Raw genomic sequence first — 14,621 nt, 5'->3', positions numbered from 1 at the left:
TTGCAGGCATGACACAGACACTCGAACACCCCACCGCCCTGGACCGCGTGCAGATCTACAAGGTCTCGCCCGAGTTGTACGACGCCATGATGAAGCTGTCCGGCGCCGCGGCCCAGGACGTCGACCCGACCATCGGCGAGCTCATCAAGATCCGGGCCAGCCAGATCAACCACTGCGCGTTCTGCCTCGACATGCACGTCGCGGACGCCCGCAAGCACGGCGAGACCGAGCAGCGCCTGGCCCTCGTGGCGGCCTGGGAGGAGGCCGGCAACCTGTTCACCGAACGCGAGCGTGCCGCCCTGGAGCTGACCGAGGCCATCACCGAACTGCACCACGGCCACGTCTCCGACGAGGTGTACGCGAAGGCCGCCGCCGTGTTCAGCGAGAAGGAGCTGGCGCAGGTGATCGCGATGGCTGTCACCATCAACGCGTGGAACCGGTTCAACGTCGCGACCCGGATGAAGGCGCCGCGCCGCTGAGTGGCCGCGCCGTCGTCACCGTCGACGGTGACATCGTGACGAAGCTGCATGCGCCGGGCACCGACCCGCAGGCGTTGCGTCAACGCCTGCGGGTCGCCGCGCGTTGCCCCGAGCTGCTGACACCGCTGAGCGTCGACCCCGAGCCACGCGGCGACCGCTGGGTCACCCGGTGGCCGCGCGTCGAGGTGGTGGCCCAACGGCCGGTGGACCTGCCCTGGTACCAGGCGGGGCGGCTACTGGCCCGGCTGCACCACGAGCCACTGGGTGAGTTGCCGGCCCTGGCCGCCCCGCCCGCTGCCCGGCAGGCCCGACCGACATTGGTACACGGTGACTTTCACCTCGGCCAGCTCGGCCACACCGCCGGCCAATGGGTGCTGATCGACATCGATGACCTCGCCGTCGGCGACCCGGCGTGGGATTTGGCGCGGCCGGCCGGATTCTGGGCGGCCGGCATGATCCCGGACGCCGACTGGTACCGCTTCGTCGACGGTTACCGCGCCGGGGCGGGCCCGGCGATCCCACCCGGTGACCCGTGGCCGGTGCTGGAACCGTTCGCGCGCGCCGCGGTCCTGGCGGCGGCCGCCCGGCATCCCGAGGATCCGCTGCTGGCCGCGGCCTGCGCCCGGATGGACTAACTGGAGAAGAACAGCCGCCCGAAACCCTGCTTGCGGTAGTGCTTGTTGCCCCGGTGCCCCCACTGCGGGCCGTACCCGTAGCCCTGTTGCTGCGGCGGGGGCGGCGGCGCGGCGACGAACCGGTTCTCCATCTGGGTCAGCGCCTCCAGTTCGCCGAAGTCCAGGAAGATGCCACGACAGGTGTCGCACTGTTCCAGGTGCACGCCGTTGCGTTCGTAGGTCTTCATCACCCCGGCGCATTTCGGGCACAGCAGGGTGTTGCCCACGTGGGGCGCTCCGGGAGACGTCGGCGGCTCATATGGCGGAATGCTCATGAGTCGTCAACGCACGAACAGGCTGGGAAGTGCCTGTGAACGTGATCTCGTGTGCGATGAATCGGCGATCCGTCGAGCACGAGTTCACGCTCGCCGCGCCTGGGTCAGGCGATCGCGTCCCGGATGCCCTGGCGGGCGGCCGACACCCGCGCCTGCACGGCGTCGCGCGCGGCGACGGCGGTGGCGTTGAGCTCGCTCCACTCCTGGTCGAGGGCATCGCGGACGTCACCGCCCCGGCTGGCGACGGTCGCGACGCTGAAGACGCCGTCCACGGCCGAGGCGGCCAGCGACCCCTGGGCCCGCACCAGCGAGCCCGCCACCTCGGCCGCACCGGTGAGGACGGCGTTGGGCAGCGTGGCCTGCTGGCCGACGTAATCGCCGACGGCGTGCCGCAGCCGCGCCCCGGCATCGCCGACGGCCACCTGCACGGCGTCGCCCGTCTCACCGAACGCGGTCGGCAGGGTGGCGCCGTCGCGGATCGCGGCGATCACCTTCGCGGGTGCTTCCACCAGGGCCGCGGCGGTGTCGGTGGCGACGGTGACGAGTTCGCCGGACAGGCTGTGCCCGGCCGCGAGCTGGCGGCCCAGCACCTCCCGAATCGCCAGCACCGGGCGTTGCGTGTCGGCCTCGCCGTCCATCGGCATGAGTTCGGCCTCGATGACGTTCTCCGGGGCGGGGGTGGCGGTTTCGCCGTTGATGACATCGGTCATGGCTGCTCCTGGGAATCTGGGACGTCAGATGTGCGCTGAGCGCCATTCAACGCGCCGGACCCGAATCTGCGATGGCGTCGAGGTGAACGGCCGAACTACACCCAGTACGGCACCCGGGCGCGGTACTGACGCATGGCCAGCGCCGCCATCAGCCAGCCCAGCACGGTGAACACCAGCACCACGATCCAGTGCCGCAGCTCCTGATCCGCGCCCAGCAGCGGCGCCCGGACGATGTCGACGTAGTGCAGCAGCGGGTTGAACTCGATGATCTTGGCCCACCCGCCGGCCCCCTGGTCGCGCAGCGTCTGGTCGTTCCAGATGATCGGCGTCATGTAGAACAGCAGCTGCACCAGGCTGAACAACAGCGGGCTGATATCGCGGTATCGGGTCGCCAGGATGCCGAAACACAGTGCGACCCAGACACAATTGGCCACGATCAGGGCCAGGGCGGGGATGAACATCAGGTCGGTCCACTTCCACGGCTGCGGGAAGATGATCGCGATGATGACGAAGATGATGATGTTGTGCGCGAACAGCAGGACCTGGCGCCACACCAGCCGGTAGACGTGCACGCTCAGCGGCGTGGGGAGCTGTTTGATCAAGCCCTCGTTGGCGATGAACACCTCGGCGCCTTCGATGATGGCCGCGTTGATCATGTTCCAGATGATCAGCCCGAGGGTGACGTAGGGCAGGTGCTCGGCCAGCTTGAGGTGGAACAACTGCGAGTACAGCCCGCCGAGTGCCACGGCCATGGTGCCGGTGGCGATGGTGATCCAGAACGGGCCCAGCACGCTGCGCCGGTACCGCTGCTTGATGTCCTGCCACCCCAGGTGCAGCCACAGCTCCCGCTTGCCGAAACCGGAAACCAGGTCACCCCAGGCGCGGGTGAAGGTCTTCGATTGTGCTGCCGCGTCGGTGAACGTCACTGAATTATCCTCCCGTCGCTTCGCTCGCCCTGGCCCTTGTACCTCTCGAATTTCTCCTGCCGCCCCAGCTTCCGCAGCCGCAACCACTCTCGCAGCCCCGCCGGGTCGCGGCGGGTGATCAGGAAGTACCAGCCGAATCGCAGCCACTCCTGCGGGATCAGGCGGCGTTGACCGCGCTGGGCTTGCACATAGCCCCGGTTGCGGTAGGTGTAGTAGCGCTTGACGTCGTTGTCCGGGTACTGGGTGTGCATCCGCCCACCGAGGATCGGTTTGAACTCGTCGGACCCGTAGGGGTGCAGGTACACCGCCTCAAGGCAGGTGCCGAAGGCCACCCCCGACAACACCAGCCGGCGGTGCAGGTCCACCTCGTCGCCACGGATGAACAGCCGAAGGTCCGGAACGCCAACGGCTTCCACGGCCGCCGCGGAGAACAACGCCCCGTTGAACAACGAGGCGATGCCCGGGAGCAGGTCGCTGCTGCCCTCACGCAGCTCGGCGGCCCACCGGCGCCACACCAGCCCGCGACGCAGCGGGAACGCCAACCGGTCCGGCTGGTCCATATCGCACACCACCGGCGACACCTCGGCCAGGGAATGCGCTGCAGCGCAACGCAACAACGTGCCGAGGACGGTGGCGTCGGCGGGTCGGCCGTCGTCGTCGGCCAGCCAGATCCAGTCCGCGCCGAGCGTCAGCGCATGCAACATCCCGAGCGCGAAACCGCCTGCGCCACCGAGGTTTCGGCGCGAACCGAGATAGGTGGACGGCACCGGCTGGCCCTCGACCAGGGTGCGTACCCGATCGTCGGCGTCGTTGTCGATCACGATCAGGTGGTCGGGGGCGCGCTCTTGGCCGCACACCGCTGCCAGCGAGGCGGCCAGCGTGTCGACGCGGCGGTGGGTGACGACGACAGCCACGACGGTGTCACTGGTCGGTGCGGGCATTTTCCTCGAGCACCTCGCGCACATGCCGGGCGGCGTCGGGACCCTCGTAGGCGCCGACCACCTCCTCGATGCCGCCGGTCATCTTGATGGTGCCGTGGTCCACCCACATCGCGGTGTTGCACAGCTGGGCCAGGAACTCGTTGGAATGGCTTGCGAACACCAGGATTCCGGAGCGGGCCACCAAATCCTGCAGCCGCCTGCGGGCCTTGTGCATGAACTCCGCGTCGACGGCGCCGATGCCCTCGTCCAGCAGCAGGATCTCGGGGTCGATGCTGGTGACCACGCCCATGGCCAGCCGCACCCGCATACCGGTGGAGTAGGTGCGCAGCGGCATCGACAGGTAGTCGCCCAACTCGGTGAATTCGGCGATCTCGTCGACCTTGGCCAGCATCTGCTTGCGCGTCTGCCCGAGGAACAACCCACGGATGATGATGTTCTCGAATCCGGAGATCTCCGGGTCCATCCCGACGCCCAGATCGAACACCGGGGCCACCCGTCCGCGCACCGTCGCCGAACCGCGGGTCGGTTCGTAGATGCCCGACAGCAGCCGCAGCAGCGTCGATTTGCCGGCCCCGTTGTGCCCGACCAGGCCCACCCGGTCGCCCATCTCCAGCGACATGGTGATGTCCCGTAGCGCCTCGATCACCACCACGTTGGACTCGTTGCGCCCGATCGCGCCGCCGGCCTTGCCGAGAAACGCTTTCTTCAGCGAGCGCGACTTGGCGTCGAAGATCGGGAACTCCACCCACGCATTGCGGGTCTCGATGTGCGGTCTACTCATGCAAATCGGCTACAGGTACTGCCCGGTGCCGGGGTGGCCGGGGCCACGCTGCTGGACCATGCCCGGCGGCAGTTGGCGCATCTGCTCCAGCTGGGCACGCGCGGCCATCTGCTGGGCGAACAGCGCGGTCTGGATGCCGTGGAACAGGCCCTCCAGCCAACCGACCAGCTGGGCCTGCGCGATGCGCAGCTCGGCATCCGAGGGCACCGCGTCATCGGTGAACGGCAGCGTGAGCCGCTCCAGCTCTTCGCGGAGTTCCGGGGCGAGGCCGTCCTCGAGTTCGCTGATGCTGCTGCGGTGTATCTGCAGTAGCTTGCTGCGGCTCGCGTCGTCCAGCGGTGCGGCGCGCACCTCTTCGAGCAGCTGCTTGATCATGGTGCCGATCCGCATGACCTTGGCCGGCTGCTCGATCAGGTCGGTCAGCGACTTGTCGTCGTCGCCGCTGGATCCGCCCGGTTCGCCCGCCAGGATCTCGATGTTCTCGTCGTCGGGATTGATCGTCATGGCCTTCCTAGTACCCCGTCCTCAGCCGTTCGTCGGTGTCGAAGCAGCGTCGCCGCGCCATTCGTAGATGCGCGTCTCTCCGTTGTCGTAGATCTTGGCCCACGACTTCGACTTGTCCAGTGACACTAGTCCGTCGGGCATCACGAACCCGCGCACCACCGGGGTGCTGGTCAGCACGTAGCGGATGTTGAGCGCTCGCACGGCCTCGGCCACCCGGGGATCGTGGTCGGCGTCGTCGGCGTAGGCCCAGAAGATGAACCGGTGGTAGCCGGGCCCCTGCTGCTGCGGATAGTCGTAATGCGTCCACAACGGATGCAGGCCGGCCACCGCGTACATCCACGCGGTGCCGTCGGTGTTGGCGTCGCCGATCATGGTGTCGCGGGCGCCGGGCAGGGTGGCCAGGTAGGCGAACGCCTCCAGGTCCTTGTTGTCGATCATCACCTGGTCGTACTTCTCGCCGATCAGGTAGCGGTGCCGCGGGAAGTAATGCCAGGCGCTGACCACGGCGACGGCCGCCAGCACCGCGGCGGTCGCGCCGTACCACAGGCGTGGCGTGCCACGGTTGGCCAGCCGGCGCAACCGACCGAAGGCCAGCGCCACCACGGTGTACAGCCCGATCCCGCCGGCGGCGGTCAGCAGCATGGTCACCACCGCCGACAGCCGGCGCGGATCGCTGTAGAACAGGTCGCTGAACCGGCCGGTGAGCGTGCCGATGATGCCGCCGAAGGGCGCCGACGAATGCACGATCGACACCACCAGCAGGAGCCAGATCGCCAGCGGCCACCAGACCCGGCGGTACAGCAGCACCACCGCACCGGCGGCGGCCACCACGATCAGGAACCACTGGATCGGGAAGTCGTTGAGATGGCGGGTGTGCTGGACCATCGCGTCGATCAGCCCGCGCTTCTTGCCCTCATGGGTGACGAAGGCGTGCCCGACGATGATCTCGGCCTGCTGCAACACCCCGACGAACTGGGGCAGCAGCAGCACCAGGGTCGGCACCCCGACGGTCAGCAGGGTGATGAAGTCCGCCACCCGGCCGCGGACCGGCCGCCAGAGCCCGTCGAACAGCCACCACGCCGCGACGAACAACACCGTCACCACGCCTCCGGTGATGTGCACGGAGAACACCCCGACCACGGCGACCACCGCCAACGGGATCCGGTCCCGGTGGCGCAGCGCCGAGATGGTCAGCGCCGCGGCGGGCACCGCCACCCCGTAGGCCGCCAGATTGGGCATCGACGCGGTGTCGAACTCGACGTAGGGCACCGCGGTGAAGCTCGCCGCCAGCGCGGCCGCGGCGGCCGCGCAGCCCGCGGTACGCCATTGCGTGGTCGACCGGCGCAGCATCAGCCAGGTCAGCACGGCGGCGCTGACGGGGAACAGCCAGATGGCCGCCACGAGTGAGTTGACGGTGTACGCCGTGGTTGCCGCGGACCCGCTGACCTGGCTGAACACCGCCGCCAGGGCGTGGAAGGTGGACGGGTAGTACAGGGCGTCGTGGGTCTCGACATTGCGCAGTTCGCCCATGTGGGTGGGCGACGCCTGACCGGTGTCGAGGATCCAGCGGATGGTGTTGGCGTGCCACACGGAGTCCCAGTTGCTGGGAATCGACTGCCAATTCGGTAAGCCCTTGACCGCGGCCAGCAAGATCAGGGCGGCCCCCAGGAGCACGCCGGCGGCCACCACCAGCGCGGGCCCGCGACCGGCGGCCAGGGACTCGGCCTCCGCGTCGCCGAACCGGGCGAGCAGTTTTCGCAAACCGAACGTGACGGCGGTCACAACGATCAGGGTCGCCAGGGCGGTCCAGCCGTTCCACGGGATGCCGACGGCGCCCAACGGCACGATTGCCAGTGCCACAACGCCGTACGTGACCGCCGGGCTCACCGCGACCGCGGTCGGCCAGGTCAGGCCCGCCGTCCGCGCGACGATTGCTCCCGGGCACACCAGCAACAGCAGGGCAATTAGCACCCCGAACGACAAGCCCACTGCACTAGTATGGCTGCCGAAGTGATCCGGGCCGGGACCGTGTGGCGCGGCCGGGCACTTACCTGAACTGTGTCCGTCTGGCTCGATCGCAGACGTTCTAAGGTGGCTTGCATGGCTTATGACGTCGCCCGGGTGCGCGGATTGCACCCGTCACTTGGCGACGGCTGGGTGCACTTCGACGCCCCGCACGGGATGCTGTTGCCTGACTCCGTGTCGACCACGGTGTCGACGGCGTTCCGCGGGTCCATGCCCTCGGCATCGGGACCGCACCCTTCCGCCCGGCGCAGCGCCGCGGTGCTCGCGGCGGCCCGGCAGGCCATCGCCGATCTGGTGGGGGCCCGTCCGGAGGGCGTCGTGCTGGGCGCCGACCGCGCCGTGCTGCTCACCTCGCTGTCGGATGCCGCCTCGTCCCGGGTGGGTCTCGGTTATGAGGTGGTGCTGACCCGCCTCGACGACGAGGCGAACATCCTGCCGTGGCTGCGGGCGGCGAATCGGTACGGCGCCAAGGTGAAATGGGCCGAGGTCGACGTCGAGACCGGTGAGTTGCCGGGCTGGCAGTGGGAGAACCTGATCACCAAGCCGACTCGGCTGGTCGCCATCACGTCGGCGTCGTCGACGCTGGGCACGCTCACCGATCTGGAACCGGTGACCAAGCTGGTGCACGCCAACAGCGGGCTGGTCATCGTGGATCACTCGGCGGCCGCGCCGTACCGGCTGATCGACATCGACGACATCGACGCCGACGTCGTCGCGCTCAATGCGGTGGCGTGGGGTGGGCCGCCGATCGGTGCGCTGGTGTTCCGCGATCCGGCGGTCATCGACATGTTCGGCTCGGTCTCGCTGGATCCGCACGCGACGGGCCCGGCGCGCCTGGAGATGGGCGCCCACCAGTACGGGCTGCTCGCGGGCGTGGTGGCCAGCATCGAATACCTGGCTTCCCTGGACGAGTCGGCGCAGGGCACGCGGCGCGAAAGACTGGGCGTGTCAATGGATTCCGCGGCCGCCTACATGGACCGGCTGTTCGCCTACCTATTGGCGTCGCTGCGATCACTGCCGCTGGTGATGGTGCTGGGCAGCCCGGTCGAGCGCATCCCGGTGCTGAGCTTCGCGGTGCAGGGTGTGCCCGCCGCGCGGGTGCTGCAGCGGCTGGCCGACAACGGCATCCTGGCCAGCACCGACCCCACCTCGCGGGTGCTCGACCTGATCGGTGTCAGCGATATCGGCGGTGCCGTGACCGTCGGACTGGCGCCCTACACGACGACGGCCGAGGTCGATCAGTTGGTGCGCGCGCTTGCCTCGCTCGGCTGACGGCTAACTCACCCGCAGCAGCACCTTGCCGTGCACGTCGCCGGCGGCCAGCAGCGCGTGCGCCCGCGCCGCCTCCTCCAGCGGCAGCTCGGCGCCGACGATCGGCTTGACCTTGCCCGCCGCGATCAGCGGCCACACGTTGGCCACCACTTCCGCGACGATGGCGCCCTTGCCGTCGGGCCCGTCGACCGGGCGCGATCGCAGTGCCGTCGCGATGACACCGGCCCGCTTGCCCAGCAACTTGGCGATGTTGAGTTCGGCCGTGATCCCGCCCTGCATACCGATGATGACGAGCCGGCCTCCGTCGGCGAGGGCGTCGATGTTCCGGTCCAGGTACTTCGCGCCCATGATGTCGAGGATCACCTCGGCGCCACCGGCGGCGCGCACCCGCTCGACGAAATCCTCTTCCCGGTAGTTGATGGTGATATCGGCACCCAGGTCGGCACACACCGCGAGCTTCTCGGCGGAGCCGGCGGTGACGGCGACGTGGCTGTCCAGCGCGCGGGCTACCTGGATGGCGTGAGTGCCGATACCGCTGGCGCCACCGTGCACCAACAGCAGCCGGCCGGGATCCAGGTGCGCGGTCATCATCAGGTTGGACCAGACCGTGCACGCCACTTCCGGGAGGGCGGCCGCCTCGTGCAAGCCGACCCCGTCGGGAACGGGCATCACCTGTTCGGCGGGAACCGCCACATACTCGGCGTAGCCACCACCGGCCAGCAAAGCGCATACCGGTTGCCCCACGGACCAACCGGTGACCTCGCTGCCCACCTCGGCGATGGTGCCCGACACCTCGAGCCCGAGAATGTCGCTCGCACCCGGCGGCGGCGGGTAGTTGCCGGCGGCCTGCAGCAGATCGGCTCGGTTGACGGCGGCGGCCGCCACGCGGATCACAACTTGACGGGTGTGAGCTGCGACGTCGGGAACTACTTGAATTGTCATACGTTCGGTTGACTCTGCAAGAATGGCGCGCATTCGGTGAACGCTACCCGGTGGTAGCGCCTTACGATGGCGCGATGGAAGGCACTATCGCCGGGCGAACCGCCAGCACGATGCCCGGTCTCGATATCGCCGAGCAGAGGTCCTGGCAAAATTTCCTGGACGCCGCGCTACGGCTTTATGCAACGCTGAACCGCTCACTGGTGGAAGCGCATCGGCTGACGCTCAATGATGTGCGTCTCCTCGACATCCTGGACCGTTCGATGACGGGGTCGGCCCGGATGGGCGACCTCGCGGACAACCTGATGTCGCTGCCCAGCCGGGTGACCCGGCAGATCCACCGCTTGGAGAAGCTCAACCTGGTCAAGCGGGTGGCCAGCCCGGAGGACGGCCGCGGTGTGCTGGCCACCATCACCGAGGACGGGCGCGCACTGCTCAAGGAGGCGCTCGAAACCTACGGGGACGGCGTGCGCACGCATTATCTGGGCCGGCTGTCGCGGCCGCAGATGGCGGCGGTGGGGGAGAACTGCCGCCGGATCAGCGCGGGACTGATGGCCGATGCCCCGCCCGCCAGACTCGGCCGGGTGTAGACCGCTTACGCTTATCGGCGGTGGCGTGGCAGAGCGGCCTAATGCACTCGCCTTGAAAGCGAGAGACGGCTAACACCGTCCGGGGGTTCAAATCCCTCCGCCACCGCCATAGGGTCGACCGTCACCGCGTGTCGCCGGCGGCCGAGTCCCCGTCGGTACCGGCTGTTTTGGCGCCCGCGGCGCTTCCCGAGTCTGCCGGCTGCCCCGCGGGTGATGCCGGGGACACGGCCGCCGTCTTCGTGCGTGGGAACGGATTAGGCAGCGAGATCCGGCCGAGCCTAAACCGGTGACCGCGATCGGTGGTCGTCTTCACCGTCGGCGACTGAGTGGTGGCGTCGGATTTGGCCTCAGATGCGGCTTCGGGTTTGGCCTCGGGCTTGCCATCGGATTCGGATTTCTCGGCGGCCTTCTCGCTCGGCGGTGCCGCTTTGGGTGACTGGTCGACCTCGGTTCCCGAGGTGTTGCCGGCGTGCTCTTCGGCCTGCGGTTCCGTGTCGGCGCCGACCGCCCGCTTGGTGACCTTCTGGCCGGTGGTGGCGGTACCGGCGGGCGCAGGCGCCGCGGCGGTGAGCGCGGCGGGCTTGTCCACGGGGGCCGATGTCACGTCGGGCAGGACGCCGGTTCCGCCGCTGAGGAGGTCCTTCTCCGCGGCGATCGTGTTCGTGATCGCCACTCGCAGGTTGTTGGCCGCCCAGGTCAACGCCTGCGGGATGGTGAATTGCCCGAGTTCGAAGGTGCCGCCTCCGATGAGACCCGTGAGCGTGGTCTGCACCGTGACCGCGATCGGCACCAGCAGGTAACGGGAGAGCAGTTCGGGTTGGTTGGCCAGACGCGGATCCAGGCCTTTATCGGTCAGGTCTCGTGTCCAGCTTTGGGCAAGGCTGTTGAAAACCAGGCCGGGGATGGCGATCGGCAACGTCAACCACAATCCCGGCTGTGTGGTGGGCGTGGTGAACGGATACCAGGGGCTGTACGCCGGTGGCGGCGGTACCGCCGCCGCGGTCGCGTTGGCCGGCACGGCTTTTCGCGCCACGCTGACCGGATCGGTGCTGGTGGGGATGGCGCCGGTCGCCACCGCCTCGTCGATCACCGACTCCACCAGGCCGGCGAGCTGCACCTGCAGCGTCTGCGGTGCGCATGTCGGCAACGCCGCCCCATGCGCCACATGGCCGGACTGCGGCATCACGGGAAGGGCAACCGCTGCGGCCACCACGGCCGTCGCTGCGAACGATATCGGTGCCACGCTACGGCCGGCAGTGCGCACGGTTCCCCCTCTTCTTGATCGTCTGAAGCGAGCAGGTGACACCGGCTCATGACTTCAAACGGGCTGATAGCACCAGCTAACTTAGCTGCTCCACGACATCGACGCAAAGCGTTCGCGCCGAACCTGTTTTGTGCAACTGATGTCGGCCCAGCGAACGCGAGGGGCGTGGGTCAGGCCCGGTCGTGCAGCGTGACGTGGTAGCCGTCCGGATCGGCGAAGGTGAACGTCCGGCCGAACGGCCCGTCGATAGGCGCGGTCACGATGGTGTGCCCGTCGGCGGCCAGCGCGTCGTGGATTTCCTGGACGTCGGTGGCGTGCAGCCAGATCGCCGCACCGACGCCCGGTCGCGGGGCCGAGTCGAGATCCGTACCCGGGATGACATGGCGGAGCGCGAATGCGATGGGTTTGGTCTCGAAGACGACGGCGTGTGGTGGTCCGGCGGGAGAGCGGACCAGGCCGAGGTAGCGCTCGTAGAACGACTGCGACGCAGGCAGGTCGCGGGCTTGCAGCGAGATGAAGTCGGGGCCGGTTGCTGGCATGGTGCTCCTCCAATCATGTCAGTTATCTGACACAAACCACCGTATGTCAGAATACTGACATGACGCAAGACCGGGTGGACCTCGAGACGTCGCTGGGCTACCTGCTGAAGGAGGCCTCGAGCGTGCTGCGTGCCGCCATGGAGGAGGTGCTGCGACCGCTCGGCATGAGCATCACGCACTACTCCTGCCTCGAGCTGCTGGCGCAACGCCCCGGCCTGTCCAACTCCGAGCTCGCACGCGGCGCATTCGTCACCCGGCAGTCGATGAACGTGTTGCTCCAGACCCTGGAACGCGACGGTTACGTGACCAGGCCGGCACAGCCGCCCGTCGGCAAGGCGCTGCCCACCCGGCTCACGCCACGCGGCCGACGCAGCCTGGAGAAGGCGAGCGCGGCCGTCCGGTCCGTCGAGGTCAGGATGCTCGCCGGCCTGACCGACACCGAGCAGGCGAGCGCCTCCCGGGCCCTGCGAAGCATGATCCACTCCCTGCGGGACGGCGCCGACGACGCATAGGCCGGCCGGCGAAGGTCAGCGCGACCGTCTCGGGCGCGCCGTCGAACCCGGGCCGCAATTGGGGCATTCGATCACGAACGACCAGCGCGAATTCAGGATCAGCGGCGTCCACGACGCTTCCTCGGGATCACCGTCCGGCGGTGCAGTCCGCAAGCACCGCGCGCAGTGGGTGTCGATCGAAGAACGTGGCACACAGCAAGTTTAGAACCCGCTCCGCGGTGACGAGCGTCCCGGACCAAGTCCGGGGCGACTCCCTGCAAGGCACAATACGTTCCGTGCACAGTCATGCGCAGTCCCTGCGGCCGCCGCTGGTCATCGCCGCGCTCGGCGTCGTCTTCGGCGATATCGGCACCAGCCCCATCTACACCCTCCAGACCGTGTTCAACCCCGGCGATCCCCATCCGGTGCCGATCAGTGCCACGCACGTCTACGGCGTGGTGTCGCTGATCTTCTGGTCGGTGATGCTCATCGTCACCCTCACCTACGTCACGCTGGTGATGCGCGCCGACAACGACGGCGAGGGCGGGGTCATGGCGCTGATCACGCTGGTGCGCCGGTGTTGCCCGGCCGGCCACGAACGGACGGCCGCGCTGCTGTCGGGCCTCGGATTGTTCGGCGCGGCACTATTTTTCGGCGACAGCATGATCACCCCGGCGATTTCGGTGCTGTCCTCGATCGAGGGCCTGAAGGTGGTCGAGCCGGGACTGGACCGCTGGGTCATCCCGCTGACGGTGATCATCATCGTGGTGCTGTTCTCGGTGCAGCGGCGCGGCACCGCCACCATCGGCCGGTTCTTCGGCCCGGTGATGATCGCCTGGTTCGTCGCGATCGGCGCCTGCGGGGTCGCCGGGATCGTCGCGCACCCCGACATCCTGCGCGCACTCTCGCCGACCTATGCGCTCGGATTCATGGCGGGTCATCTGCACATCGCGTTCTTCGCACTGGCCGCGGTGGTGCTGGCCGTCACCGGCGCCGAGGCGCTGTATGCCGATATGGGCCATTTCGGCAGACCCGCCATCGTCACCGCGTGGCTGGGGCTGGTGCTGCCGGCCTGCGTGCTCAGCTATCTGGGGCAGGGCGCGCTGCTGCTGGGCGACGAAAATGCCGTCAGCGCACCGTTTTTCCTGCTCACCCCTGAGTGGGCGCGCATTCCGATGGTAGTGCTCGCCACCGCGGCGACGGTCATCGCGTCCCAGGCGGTCATCACCGGCGCGTTCTCGGTGGCCGCCCAGGCCGCGCAGCTCGGCTACCTGCCCCGGCTGCGGATCGCCCACACCTCGGAGTCGTCCATCGGTCAGATCTACGTGCCGTGGATCAACGGCGTGCTGATGGTGGCGGTGTTGACGCTGGTGTTCGCCTTCCGCAGCTCCGCCGCCCTGGCCTACGCGTTCGGGATGGCGGTCACCGGCACCATCACCATCACCACCCTGCTGTTCCTCTATCAGGCCCGGGCCCGCTGGCGCACCCCGCTGTGGCTGCTGATCGGCGGTGGCGGCGCGCTGCTGGTGGTGGATCTGATGTTCTTCGCCGCCAACCTCACCAAACTGGTGCACGGGGCGTGGCTGCCGCTGCTCATCGCCATCACCGCGTTCACCGTGATGCTCACCTGGCAGCGCGGACGCGAGGTGGTGACCGTGGCGCGGGAGAAGGCCGAAGGCCCGCTGCAGGCTTTCGTCGACAAGCTGGCGGCCGACCGCGGCACGCCGATCCGGATTCCGGGCACCGCGGTGTTCCTCAACCGGGGCGGTGAGACGGCGCCCCTGGCCATGCGCTCCAACGTGGAACACAACCGGGTGCTGCACGAGCAGGCCATCATCATGTCGCTGGACGTGCAGCCGGTGCCGCGCGTCGCGGACCAGGACCGGATCACCATCGACAATCTCGGCTACACCGACGACGGCATCATCTTCGTCAGCGCCAAATACGGTTACATGGAGCGGCCGGATGTCCCTGCGGCCCTGCGTCTTCTGGGCCCGCTACCGTTCGCCGACCGGCCGCTGTCGGCGGACGACGCGACCTACTACCTGTCCAAACTCGAGCTGACCCCCGGCCCCGCCGACACGATGGCCCCGTGGCGGAAAAGGCTTTTCATCGCCACGTCACACATCACCGCGGATGCCGCGGGCCATTTCGGGCTGCCGCTGGACCGTACCGTCATCATCGGGTCACGCATCGAGGTGTGATCGCCGG

Annotated in this window: 16 protein-coding genes and 1 tRNA gene; 7 read left to right on the top strand and 10 right to left on the bottom strand. The window is 68.5% G+C overall.

Features of this window, described 5'->3' with window-relative positions:
- Nucleotides 1-8 precede the first annotated feature (8 nt).
- On the top strand, nt 9-479 hold the full coding sequence (locus BN977_RS12835; protein ID WP_024454028.1) for a carboxymuconolactone decarboxylase family protein: 471 nt from the start codon (nt 9-11) through the stop codon (nt 477-479).
- The gene (locus BN977_RS12830) at nt 431-1,114 is read left to right on the top strand and encodes a phosphotransferase (protein ID WP_046873290.1); all 684 of its coding nucleotides are present in this window, start codon (nt 431-433) and stop codon (nt 1,112-1,114) included. Before BN977_RS12835 ends, BN977_RS12830 begins: the two co-directional genes overlap by 49 nt.
- Here the strand turns inward: BN977_RS12830 and BN977_RS12825 are convergent.
- From BN977_RS12825 to BN977_RS12795, 7 genes are all read right to left on the bottom strand, one after another.
- Nucleotides 1,111-1,380: a TFIIB-type zinc ribbon-containing protein gene (locus BN977_RS12825; protein WP_227456322.1), complete on the bottom strand. Its 270-nt coding sequence runs from the start codon at nt 1,378-1,380 to the stop codon at nt 1,111-1,113. The two genes, BN977_RS12830 and BN977_RS12825, sit on opposite strands and share 4 nt — an antisense overlap.
- A gap of 152 nt (nt 1,381-1,532) precedes the next feature.
- Nucleotides 1,533-2,138: a hypothetical protein gene (locus tag BN977_RS12820; RefSeq protein WP_036397819.1), complete on the bottom strand. Its 606-nt coding sequence runs from the start codon at nt 2,136-2,138 to the stop codon at nt 1,533-1,535.
- A gap of 95 nt (nt 2,139-2,233) precedes the next feature.
- On the bottom strand, nt 2,234-3,064 hold the full coding sequence (gene wzm, locus BN977_RS12815; RefSeq protein ID WP_036397818.1) for a galactan export ABC transporter permease subunit Wzm/RfbD: 831 nt from the start codon (nt 3,062-3,064) through the stop codon (nt 2,234-2,236).
- A complete protein-coding gene (gene glfT1, locus BN977_RS12810; RefSeq protein ID WP_036397817.1) occupies nt 3,061-4,005 on the bottom strand; it encodes a galactofuranosyltransferase GlfT1 in 945 nt (314 codons plus the stop codon). Before glfT1 ends, wzm begins: the two co-directional genes overlap by 4 nt.
- The gene (wzt, locus tag BN977_RS12805) at nt 3,986-4,786 is read right to left on the bottom strand and encodes a galactan export ABC transporter ATP-binding subunit Wzt/RfbE (RefSeq protein ID WP_024454034.1); all 801 of its coding nucleotides are present in this window, start codon (nt 4,784-4,786) and stop codon (nt 3,986-3,988) included. The genes glfT1 and wzt overlap by 20 nt, the downstream gene beginning before the upstream one ends.
- A gap of 9 nt (nt 4,787-4,795) precedes the next feature.
- Entirely contained in the window at nt 4,796-5,290 is a 495-nt protein-coding gene (locus BN977_RS12800; protein ID WP_024454035.1) for a bacterial proteasome activator family protein, read from the bottom strand.
- 21 nt (nt 5,291-5,311) lie between these two features.
- Nucleotides 5,312-7,279: a DUF6541 family protein gene (locus tag BN977_RS12795; protein ID WP_036397816.1), complete on the bottom strand. Its 1,968-nt coding sequence runs from the start codon at nt 7,277-7,279 to the stop codon at nt 5,312-5,314.
- Between the two features lie 111 nt (nt 7,280-7,390).
- Here BN977_RS12795 and BN977_RS12790 point away from each other — a divergent pair, with 111 nt between their 5' ends.
- On the top strand, nt 7,391-8,587 hold the full coding sequence (locus BN977_RS12790; protein ID WP_036397815.1) for a cysteine desulfurase-like protein: 1,197 nt from the start codon (nt 7,391-7,393) through the stop codon (nt 8,585-8,587).
- A gap of 3 nt (nt 8,588-8,590) precedes the next feature.
- On the opposite strand, the gene BN977_RS12785 is transcribed toward BN977_RS12790, so the two are convergent.
- Nucleotides 8,591-9,562 carry an NAD(P)H-quinone oxidoreductase gene (locus BN977_RS12785; protein WP_036397814.1) on the bottom strand — a complete coding sequence of 324 codons (972 nt, stop codon included), beginning with the start codon at nt 9,560-9,562 and terminating at the stop codon, nt 8,591-8,593.
- Between the two features lie 41 nt (nt 9,563-9,603).
- Between BN977_RS12785 and BN977_RS12780 the strand changes: the two genes are divergently transcribed.
- Both BN977_RS12780 and BN977_RS12775 read left to right on the top strand, forming a co-directional pair.
- Complete coding sequence (locus BN977_RS12780; protein ID WP_036397813.1) at nt 9,604-10,116, top strand: MarR family winged helix-turn-helix transcriptional regulator; 513 nt, start codon at nt 9,604-9,606, stop codon at nt 10,114-10,116.
- Nucleotides 10,117-10,135: 19 nt separating this feature from the next.
- Nucleotides 10,136-10,225 (top strand) — tRNA-Ser (locus BN977_RS12775).
- Between the two features lie 12 nt (nt 10,226-10,237).
- Here BN977_RS12775 and BN977_RS12770 read toward each other — a convergent pair.
- Both BN977_RS12770 and BN977_RS12765 read right to left on the bottom strand, forming a co-directional pair.
- A complete protein-coding gene (locus BN977_RS12770; RefSeq protein WP_131590097.1) occupies nt 10,238-11,380 on the bottom strand; it encodes a hypothetical protein in 1,143 nt (380 codons plus the stop codon).
- Nucleotides 11,381-11,550: 170 nt separating this feature from the next.
- Entirely contained in the window at nt 11,551-11,919 is a 369-nt protein-coding gene (locus tag BN977_RS12765; RefSeq protein WP_036397811.1) for a VOC family protein, read from the bottom strand.
- Nucleotides 11,920-11,978: 59 nt separating this feature from the next.
- On the opposite strand from BN977_RS12765, the gene BN977_RS12760 reads away from it, so the two are divergent.
- Nucleotides 11,979-12,431: a MarR family winged helix-turn-helix transcriptional regulator gene (locus BN977_RS12760; protein WP_036397810.1), complete on the top strand. Its 453-nt coding sequence runs from the start codon at nt 11,979-11,981 to the stop codon at nt 12,429-12,431.
- A 275-nt stretch (nt 12,432-12,706) separates the two neighbouring features.
- The gene (locus BN977_RS12755; protein ID WP_407661180.1) at nt 12,707-14,614 is read left to right on the top strand and encodes a potassium transporter Kup; all 1,908 of its coding nucleotides are present in this window, start codon (nt 12,707-12,709) and stop codon (nt 14,612-14,614) included.
- The last annotated feature ends 7 nt before the right edge of the window (nt 14,615-14,621 follow it).

It is taken from the genome of Mycolicibacterium cosmeticum, from assembly GCF_000613185.1.
GTDB classification, from domain to species: domain Bacteria; phylum Actinomycetota; class Actinomycetes; order Mycobacteriales; family Mycobacteriaceae; genus Mycobacterium; species Mycobacterium cosmeticum.
This window is presented reverse-complemented; position numbering and strand designations above follow the sequence as displayed.

Coding starts and splice junctions, on each gene's coding strand:
- BN977_RS12835 (WP_024454028.1), top strand. CDS start 9: ATGACACAGACACTCGAACACCCCACCGCCCTGGACCGCGTGCAGATC.
- BN977_RS12820 (WP_036397819.1), bottom strand. CDS start 2,138: ATGACCGATGTCATCAACGGCGAAACCGCCACCCCCGCCCCGGAGAAC.
- glfT1 (WP_036397817.1), bottom strand. CDS start 4,005: ATGCCCGCACCGACCAGTGACACCGTCGTGGCTGTCGTCGTCACCCAC.
- wzt (WP_024454034.1), bottom strand. CDS start 4,786: ATGAGTAGACCGCACATCGAGACCCGCAATGCGTGGGTGGAGTTCCCG.
- BN977_RS12800 (WP_024454035.1), bottom strand. CDS start 5,290: ATGACGATCAATCCCGACGACGAGAACATCGAGATCCTGGCGGGCGAA.
- BN977_RS12790 (WP_036397815.1), top strand. CDS start 7,391: ATGGCTTATGACGTCGCCCGGGTGCGCGGATTGCACCCGTCACTTGGC.
- BN977_RS12785 (WP_036397814.1), bottom strand. CDS start 9,562: ATGCGCGCCATTCTTGCAGAGTCAACCGAACGTATGACAATTCAAGTA.
- BN977_RS12780 (WP_036397813.1), top strand. CDS start 9,604: ATGGAAGGCACTATCGCCGGGCGAACCGCCAGCACGATGCCCGGTCTC.
- BN977_RS12765 (WP_036397811.1), bottom strand. CDS start 11,919: ATGCCAGCAACCGGCCCCGACTTCATCTCGCTGCAAGCCCGCGACCTG.
- BN977_RS12760 (WP_036397810.1), top strand. CDS start 11,979: ATGACGCAAGACCGGGTGGACCTCGAGACGTCGCTGGGCTACCTGCTG.